Origin of the sequence: Pseudomonas sp. 24 E 13, assembly GCF_900004715.1 — a bacterium.
In the GTDB taxonomy this organism is placed as follows: domain Bacteria; phylum Pseudomonadota; class Gammaproteobacteria; order Pseudomonadales; family Pseudomonadaceae; genus Aquipseudomonas; species Aquipseudomonas orientalis_A.
The window spans coordinates 1-8248 of the sequence record NZ_CVTO01000006.1; the positions used below are offsets into that span (position 1 = coordinate 1).

8 protein-coding genes are annotated in these 8248 nt (G+C 61.0%); 5 read left to right on the top strand and 3 right to left on the bottom strand.

The window, feature by feature from the left end; translation table 11 throughout:
* A partial coding sequence (locus BFP90_RS00040; RefSeq protein WP_065895681.1) for a sigma-54 interaction domain-containing protein occupies positions 1 to 951 on the top strand: 951 nt, incomplete at its 5' end.
* A gap of 26 nt (positions 952 to 977) precedes the next feature.
* Positions 978 to 1433, top strand: coding sequence for a thioesterase domain-containing protein (locus tag BFP90_RS00045; RefSeq protein WP_065895682.1), 456 nt, complete (start codon positions 978 to 980; stop codon positions 1431 to 1433).
* A gap of 128 nt (positions 1434 to 1561) precedes the next feature.
* Here BFP90_RS00045 and cysQ read toward each other — a convergent pair whose 3' ends face one another.
* Positions 1562 to 2398 carry a 3'(2'),5'-bisphosphate nucleotidase CysQ gene (gene cysQ / locus BFP90_RS00050; RefSeq protein WP_065892661.1) on the bottom strand — a complete coding sequence of 279 codons (837 nt, stop codon included), beginning with the start codon at positions 2396 to 2398 and terminating at the stop codon, positions 1562 to 1564.
* Positions 2395 to 2961 (bottom strand): ADP compounds hydrolase NudE, encoded by a 567-nt coding sequence (gene nudE, locus BFP90_RS00055; protein ID WP_065883206.1) that lies wholly within the window; start codon positions 2959 to 2961, stop codon positions 2395 to 2397. The genes cysQ and nudE overlap by 4 nt, the downstream gene beginning before the upstream one ends.
* 87 nt (positions 2962 to 3048) lie before the next feature.
* On the opposite strand from nudE, the gene yrfG reads away from it, so the two are divergent.
* Positions 3049 to 3711: a GMP/IMP nucleotidase gene (gene yrfG, locus BFP90_RS00060; protein ID WP_065895683.1), complete on the top strand. Its 663-nt coding sequence runs from the start codon at positions 3049 to 3051 to the stop codon at positions 3709 to 3711.
* Positions 3712 to 3880: 169 nt separating this feature from the next.
* Here yrfG and lysM read toward each other — a convergent pair whose 3' ends face one another.
* Positions 3881 to 4321 carry a peptidoglycan-binding protein LysM gene (lysM, locus tag BFP90_RS00065; protein ID WP_065892659.1) on the bottom strand — a complete coding sequence of 147 codons (441 nt, stop codon included), beginning with the start codon at positions 4319 to 4321 and terminating at the stop codon, positions 3881 to 3883.
* A 196-nt stretch (positions 4322 to 4517) separates the two neighbouring features.
* Between lysM and fdhD the strand changes: the two genes are divergently transcribed.
* Both fdhD and BFP90_RS00075 read left to right on the top strand, forming a co-directional pair.
* Positions 4518 to 5357, top strand: coding sequence for a formate dehydrogenase accessory sulfurtransferase FdhD (gene fdhD / locus BFP90_RS00070; protein WP_065895684.1), 840 nt, complete (start codon positions 4518 to 4520; stop codon positions 5355 to 5357).
* Positions 5354 to 7702, top strand: a complete 2349-nt coding sequence (locus BFP90_RS00075; protein ID WP_065892657.1) for an FdhF/YdeP family oxidoreductase — start codon at positions 5354 to 5356, stop codon at positions 7700 to 7702. Before fdhD ends, BFP90_RS00075 begins: the two co-directional genes overlap by 4 nt.
* Positions 7703 to 8248 lie beyond the last annotated feature (546 nt).

The following is an 8248-nucleotide window of genomic DNA, read 5'->3' on the forward strand; positions in this document are numbered from 1 at the left end:
ACGCGCCTGGTCGGGCATTCGCCGCAGATGCTGCGCCTGCGCGAGCAAATCGGTGCGCTGGCGGCGACCAAGGCCGATGTGCTGATCCTCGGCGAAACCGGCGCCGGCAAAGAAGTCGTCGCCCGGGCCTTGCACGATCTTTCGAACCGGCGCAGCGGCCCGTTCGTGGCGATCAACGCCGGGGCACTGGCCGAGTCGGTGGTGGAAAGCGAACTGTTCGGCCATGAACCCGGCGCGTTTACCGGCGCGCAGAAGCGCCGTATCGGCAAGTTCGAATTCGCCAACGGCGGCACGCTGTTTCTCGATGAAATCGAAAGCATGAGCCTGGACGTGCAGGTCAAGCTGCTGCGCCTGCTGCAGGAGCGGGTGGTCGAGCGCCTGGGCGGCAACCAGTTGATCCCGCTGGACATCCGCATCATCGCCGCCACCAAGGAAGACCTGCGCCAGGCCGCCGACCAGGGCCGCTTCCGCGCCGACTTGTATTACCGTCTCAACGTCGCGCCGCTGCGCATTCCACCGCTGCGCGAACGTGGCGAAGACGCGCTGATGCTGTTCCAGCACTTCGCCGACGAAGCCAGCAGCCGCCACGGCCTGCCGCTGCACGAGCTGCAACCGGGGCAACGCGCCCTGCTGTTGCGCCACAGTTGGCCGGGCAATGTGCGCGAACTGCAAAACGCCGCCGAACGCTTCGCCCTGGGCCTGGAACTGGCCCTGGACAGTACGCCGGACGATCCGTCCACCAGCACCCTGACCTCCACGCCTGGCGGTTTGAGCGAGCAAGTCGAACAATTCGAAAAAAGCCTGATCGCCGCCGAACTGACCCGCCCCCACAGCTCCCTGCGCAGCCTCGCCGAAGCCCTCGGCGTGCCACGCAAGACCCTGCACGACAAATTGCGCAAACACGGCCTGAACTTCGCCGACAGCGCCAACCACAGCGCAGACGACGAATGACCCCGTCCACCCACCAAGAGGCCGCCATGAGCCGCGACAGCCGTTACCTGGAATCCATCCTCCATCACGACATCCCCCTCACTCGGGAAATGGGGCTCAAGGTGCTCGACTGGCAACACCACCAGCTGCAACTGCATCTGCCCTTGCAAGCCAATATCAACCACAAGAGCACCATGTTTGGCGGCAGCCTCTATTGCGGCGCCGTCCTGGCAGGCTGGGGTTGGTTGCACCTGAGACTGCGCGAAGACGGCATCGAAGACGGGCACATCGTGATTCAGGAAGGACAGATCAGTTATCCGGCGCCGGTGACGCAGGATGCGACGGTGATTTGCACGGCGCCGGAGGAGAAGGTGTGGAAGCGCTTCGTGGCGACCTACAAACGCCATGGTCGCGCGCGGTTGGCGCTGGACACATGGATTGTGAATGAGGGCAGCGAAGACCGCGCGGTGACTTTTACCGGCCAATACGTCCTGCACCGCTAGCCGCCATCACACAAAGCAAATGTGGGAGGGGGCTTGCCCCCGATAGCAGTGTGTCAGGCAACCCGCTTCTGACTGTTACACCGCAATCGGGGGCAAGCCCCCTCCCACATTTTTAATTTGCGCAGGTCTTAAGACCTGGCCAGGCTCAACAAGCGTTCACGCCATGCCGCCTTGGCCGGCAACGCCAGAAAGAACGGGTTCAGCAACGATTCCCGCGCCGGGTAGCTGAACGGCTTGCCGTTCAACTCCAGTACCGCGCCCCCCGCCCCTTCCAACACACCTTGCGCCGCCGCGGTATCCCACTGCGACGTCGGCGCCAGGCGCGGATAACAATCGGCACTGCCTTCGGCCAACAGGCAGAACTTCAACGAACTGCCGATATTCGCCAGTTTCAGCTCACCCAAACCCTGGCTCAACCCCTCCAGCAAACGCTCCTGCTCCGGGCTGGTATGCCGGCGGCTGGCAACCACAGTAAAGGCTTCACCCGCAGCCGGCGTCTGGCGCACCTGGATCTGCCTGGGCGCGGCATTTACATCCGAGCGCCAGGCTCCCAGGCCCGCGCCGCCGAAGTAGCAACGACCGCTGGTGGGCATCGAGACCACGCCGAACACCACACGGCCCTGCTCGATCAAGGCGATATTGACCGTGAACTCTTCACTGCCGCTGATGAATTCCTTGGTGCCGTCCAGCGGGTCCACCAGCCACCAGCGCTGCCAGCCGGCGCGCACGCTCTGGTCGATATCGGCGTCTTCTTCGGACAGCACCGGAATGCTCGGGTCCAGCGCCGTGAGACCCGCGAGAATCAGATGATGCGCGGCGAGGTCGGCGGCCGTCACCGGCGAATCATCCGCCTTGGCGGTCACCGCCACATCGGCACGCCAGTACGGCAGGATGGCTTCACCGGCCTGGCGCGCCAGTTCAATGACCGGCGCGATAAACGGATGGCCCAGAAACAATTCGCTCATAAGGTAAACACCCCACGCTGGGTCAGCAGGTCTCGTACCAGATACAGCGCGGCCAGCGCCCGGCCCTCGCTGAACTGCTCGTTCTGCGCCAGTGCCGACAGCTCACGCAGGTTGACCCGCTCCACGCGCATAGGCTCAGGTTCATCGCCTTCCAGGCGCTCTTCGTACAGATCAGTGGCGAGCACCACTTGGATTTTCTGGCTCATATAGCCGGGTGACAGCGACAGCTCGGTGATATGTTCCAACTGGCGCGCGCCATAGCCGGCCTCTTCCTTGAGTTCGCGGTCCGCCGCCGCCAGCACATCCTCGCCGGGCTCGATCAAGCCCTTGGGCAAGGACAGCTCATATTCATCGGTGCCGCCGCAGTACTCTTCCACCAGCAATGCGTGGTCTTCGTCGATCATCGCCACGATCATCACCGCGCCATAACCCGCACCACGGCCCACCAGACGTTCGTAGGTGCGCTCAACGCCATTGGAAAAGCGCAATTGCACTTCCTCCACGCGGAACAAACGGCTACTGGCGACTATTTCGCGGGCGAGGACGGTGGGTTTCTGGCGCATAAACGGCTCCTTGGCGTGATCGGGTTACTATACCGTGGCTTTTCCGATTGTCTGTGTCGGATATCTTTACTTACATGAGAACGCCCGATGCCCTCTTTGCCCTGGCACGCCATCGACACTGTCCTGCTGGACATGGACGGCACCTTGCTCGACCTGCATTACGACAACCACTTCTGGATGGAGCACCTGCCGCAACGCTACGCCGAGCTGCACGGCGTGAGCCTGGCCATGGCGCAAATGGAATTGCAGCCGCTGTTCGAGCGTAACGCCGGACAGTTGCAATGGTATTGCCTGGATTTCTGGAGCGCAGAACTTGCAATCCCCGTGCGCGAACTCAAGCTGGAAACCGCCCACCTGATTGCCCTGCGCCCGGACGCCGATACTTTTCTGGCAGCGATCAAACAGGCCGGCAAGCGCGTGATCATGATCACCAACGCCCATCGCGATTCGTTGTCCTTGAAGTTGGAGCGCATCGAGTTGGCGCCGTACTTCGAACAACTGATCAGCTCCCACGATTACGGTTTTCCCAAGGAGAACCCGCAGTTCTGGGCAGCGCTGCAAGCAGACATCGACTTCGACCCGGCCCGGAGCCTGTTTATCGACGACACCTTGCCGATTCTGCGCAGTGCCAGGGATTTCGGGGTGGCCCATTTGCTGGCAGTCAAAGAGCCCGACAGCAAAAAGGGGCCAAAGGACACTGCAGAGTTCGCAGCCGTCGGGAATTATCGAGAACTTATTACCGGGCTTTGAGCGAGTGTGGGAGGGGGACACGCCCTAATACCGATCTGTAGGAGCGAGCTCGCTCGCGAAAAACGTCAACGATAACGCGTATTTCCTGCACAAACGCGGTGCCTGTGAGTTCTTCGCGAGCAAGCTCGCTCCTGCAAAAAGGGCGAGCTTCCTCATTTTATCCTGCGTATTACTCAGGGATACGCAGGGTCTGGCCTGGGTAGATTTTGTCCGGGTGCGACAACATGGGCTTGTTGGCCTCGAAAATCTTGTTGTACTGATTGGCGTTGCCGTACACCGTCAGGGAAATCGCGCTGAGGGTGTCGCCTTTTTTCACAACCACGAAACGCGCAGCGGTAACCGCCGGGCCGGAGACGGTGATCTTGTCTTCGACACTGCCGACACCTGCGATATTACCGGCCGCCAGGATGATTTTTTCTTTCTCTTCCTGAGTTGCGACTTCGCCCGTTACCGTGACTTTGTCACCCTCAACGGTGGCCTGCACATTCGGATTTCCAAGGCCAACCTTGGAGATGTGGTCCTTCAACTGCTCACTGGCGTTGGCATTACCCGGCGTCAGCAGATCAATCAATTTCTCGCCTGCTTCCTTAACAAAACTGAAAATACTCATGGTGCGCTCTCCTTGGGTTTAAGTACCTGATGCCCAAGACTAGACCAGTCCCAAAGATCTGGGTTCCGGGTCACTCCTTGACTAAAAAACGAACCTTGATCGACGCTATCTATCAATACATCAATACTGGCGATTAGACGCGACCCTTTGTCGCGCCTAGTCTGAACACTGATCAATCCGCCGGTGGTATTGCCCCATGAACGCCAAGCGCCCCACCTGCGCGGCGCCCGCCCTCGAAACGCCAGCGCCCGCCGCCAGCCAGAGCTATCAGTACAGCAATCTGGAACACACCGACGTCGGCAGCACTGCGCTGGCCGAAGAAGTGGCGTTGGCGATTGCCTACAACGATATCAGCCAGGCCGTCATGCTGGTGACGCCGACCGACCTTGAGGATTTTATCGTCGGTTTCAGCCTTGGCAGCGGCATCATCCGTGACGTTAGCGACATATACGATTTGAAGCTCAGTGGTTCGGGTTCCGCCCAGTATGCTCAGGTACAGATTTCCAGCCGTGCATTCTGGAACCTCAAGCAACAGCGTCGCCAATTGGCCGGTACCAGCGGCTGCGGCCTGTGCGGTGTCGAAGCGGTGGAGCAGGCCTTACCCGACCTTCAGGTGCTGCCCGGCGCGCCCTTGCCACCGGCCGAATGGCTCGATGGCCTGCGCCAGCGCATCGGTGCATTCCAGCCGCTGGGCCAACACAGCGGCGCGGTGCATGCTGCGGTGTTCATGAACGGCCAGGGCGAATTGCTGATGGGCCGCGAAGACATCGGCCGGCATAACGCCCTGGACAAACTGATTGGCGCCTTGATTCGCCAAAAGATTCCGACCGACGGCGGGCTGGCGATTGTCACCAGCCGCTGCAGCCTCGAATTGATCCAGAAAGTCCTGCGCGCGGGCATCCAGACCCTGGTCAGCCTGTCGTCGCCCACCGGCCTGGCCCTGCAATGGGCGCGCCGGCATAACCTCAATCTCATCCACCTGCCGCAGAAAAGCGCGCCGCGGGTCTATAGCCCTGCGATGGAGTACCAGCCATGAGCCTTCACCACCAAGCCGACCAGACCCCAACCCCACGCTATAAGCCCTATAAAGGCCCGGCCGGCGGCTGGGGTGCGTTGATCAGCGTGGCGCAAGCCTGGCTGACCAGCGATAACGCGCTGAAAAACCTGCGCATGATGCTCAAGACCAACCAGAACGGCGGCTTCGACTGCCCGGGCTGTGCCTGGGGCGACTCGCCGGAAAGCGGCATGGTCAAGTTCTGCGAGAACGGCGCCAAGGCCGTCAACTGGGAAGCCACCAAGCGCCGCGTGGACGCGGCGTTCTTCGCCAAGCACAGCGTTACCGCGCTGCTGGAACAAAGCGATTACTGGCTGGAATACCAGGGCCGTCTCACCGAGCCCATGCGCTACAACGCCGAGACCGACCGCTACCAGCCCATCAGTTGGGAAGCCGCGTTCGACCTGGTCGGCAAGCACCTCAATGCCCTGCCCAGCCCGGACATGGCCGAGTTCTACACCTCGGGCCGCGCCAGCAATGAAGCCGCCTACCTCTATCAGCTGTTCGTGCGCGCCTACGGCACCAATAACTTCCCGGACTGCTCGAACATGTGCCACGAAGCCAGCGGCGTCGCCCTGGCACAGAGTGTAGGCGTGGGCAAAGGCACCGTGACCTTTGATGACTTCGAACACGCCGACGCGATTTTCGTCTGGGGCCAAAACCCCGGCACCAACCACCCGCGCATGCTCGAACCGCTGCGCGAAGCGGTGAAACGCGGCGCCCAGGTGGTGTGTATCAACCCCCTGAAAGAACGTGGCCTGGAACGCTTCCAGCACCCGCAACATCCGCTGGAAATGCTCACCAACGGCGACAAGCCGACCAACACAGCCTATTTCCGCCCGGCCCTGGGCGGCGACATGGCCATTCTGCGCGGCATGGCCAAGTTCCTGCTGCAGTGGGAGCGCCAGGCCCTGGCCGAAGGCAAGGAAGCCGTGTTCGATCATGACTTCCTCAACGAACACACCGTTAACGTCCTGGACTATCTGGGTCAGATCGATGACACCTCATGGGAGGAAATCGTCGAGCAGTCCGGCCTGACACTGGTGGAGATCGAGCAAGCCGCGCGCATGTATGCCAAAGGCAAGAACGTGATCATGTGCTGGGCGATGGGCATTACCCAGCACCGTCACTCGGTGCCGACCATCCAGGAAATCGCCAACCTGATGCTGCTGCGCGGCAACATTGGCCGTCCAGGCGCTGGCCTGTGCCCGGTGCGTGGCCACAGCAACGTGCAGGGTGACCGCACCATGGGCATCAACGAGCGCCCACCGGCGGCGTTCCTCGACTCACTGGAGCGCCGCTTCCAGTTCCAGGTGCCGCGTACCAATGGGCACAACGTGGTCGAAGCCATCCACGCGATGCTCGAGGGCCGCGCCAAGGTGTTTATCGGCCTGGGCGGCAACTTTGCCCAGGCGACGCCCGACAGTACCCGCACCTTCGAGGCATTGCGCAACTGCGACCTGACCGTGCAGATCAGCACCAAGCTCAACCGCAGCCACCTGATGCACGGTAAAGACGCCCTGATCCTGCCCTGCCTGGGCCGTACCGACATCGACATTCAGGCCGACGGCCCGCAAGCGGTGACGGTGGAAGACTCGTTCAGCATGGTCCACGGCTCCAATGGCCAGCTGCAGCCGCTGTCGAAACTGATGAAATCGGAGCCTGCGATCCTGGCCGGCATCGCCGCCGCGACCCTGGGCAGCAAGCCTGTGGACTGGAACTGGTTGGTCGCCGACTACGGCCGCATCCGCGACCTGATCGCCGATACCATTCCAGGCTTCAAGGACTTCAACGAGAAGATCAAACACCCCGGCGGCTTCTATCTGGGCAATTCCGCCGGCGCACGCCGCTGGAACACCCCATCGGGCCGCGCCAACTTCCGGCCGAACATCCTGCCCAAGGACCTGATTCATGAGCGCACCCACGCCACAGGGCGGGTGCCGGACCTGATCATGCAGTCGATGCGCTCCCACGATCAGTACAACACCACTATCTATGGCCTGGACGACCGTTATCGCGGGGTCAAAGGGCAGCGGGATGTGCTGTTCGTCAACGAAGCCGACATCATCCGCCTGGGCTTCAAGCCAGGGCAGAAGGCAGACATCATCTCGTTGTGGGAAGACGGCCGTGAACGCCGTGTGAAAGGCTTTACCCTGCTGGCGTTCGATATCCCGGCCGGGCAGGCGGCGGCTTACTATCCGGAAGTGAACCCGCTGGTGCCGTTGGAAAGCACGGGAGAGGGCAGCCATACGCCAACGTCGAAGTTTGTCGCGATTCGTTTGGAAGCGGCGAGTGACACAGGCTTGATCATGGCGCGCTCGGCCTGACTTGCCCTAATGCCAGTCAGTTAAGCGTAGACCGCCCTCTGTAGGAGCGAGGGGGGCGCCTAGCTCTTGCTCGCGAAAAACGTCGACGATACGCGTGCTTCCTGAATGAACGCGGTGCCTGTGAGTTTTTCGCGAGCAAGCTCGCTCCTACAAAAAAGCCTTAACTGACAGGCATTGGGGCTAGCCCCGCGAAGAGGCCAGCACTTTCAGCACACATTTTACAGGCACAAAAAAGGCCGCTTTTACCTAAAAGCGGCCGTTCCGAAGTAACTAAAGACACGTAAAAATAACTTAAGTTCCCCATACAAAACAGTAACTTAGCAAATTGTATACAACTTCTGCCGCCGGTCGGATTTCGATTGTCAGCGTCTCGATACAACCTCAGGATCGCGCCGTCATCCCCTTGAGGTTTCCCTGAATGAAGTTCTCCTCGATTCTCTTGTTGTCCCTTGGCCTGGTCAGTGGCGCAGCCATGGTTTTTTTTCAAGCAGAAGACGGCATACGAGATACATCGGTGACTGGAGTTCAGACGTGTGCTCTTCCGAT

Excerpts from the sequence above, each read along its gene's own strand:
- BFP90_RS00075 (WP_065892657.1), top strand. The coding sequence starts at position 5,354 with ATGAGCCTTCACCACCAAGCCGACCAGACCCCAACCCCACGCTATAAG.
- yrfG (WP_065895683.1), top strand. The coding sequence starts at position 3,049 with ATGCCCTCTTTGCCCTGGCACGCCATCGACACTGTCCTGCTGGACATG.
- BFP90_RS00045 (WP_065895682.1), top strand. The coding sequence starts at position 978 with ATGAGCCGCGACAGCCGTTACCTGGAATCCATCCTCCATCACGACATC.
- fdhD (WP_065895684.1), top strand. The coding sequence starts at position 4,518 with ATGAACGCCAAGCGCCCCACCTGCGCGGCGCCCGCCCTCGAAACGCCA.
- cysQ (WP_065892661.1), bottom strand. The coding sequence starts at position 2,398 with ATGAGCGAATTGTTTCTGGGCCATCCGTTTATCGCGCCGGTCATTGAA.
- lysM (WP_065892659.1), bottom strand. The coding sequence starts at position 4,321 with ATGAGTATTTTCAGTTTTGTTAAGGAAGCAGGCGAGAAATTGATTGAT.
- nudE (WP_065883206.1), bottom strand. The coding sequence starts at position 2,961 with ATGCGCCAGAAACCCACCGTCCTCGCCCGCGAAATAGTCGCCAGTAGC.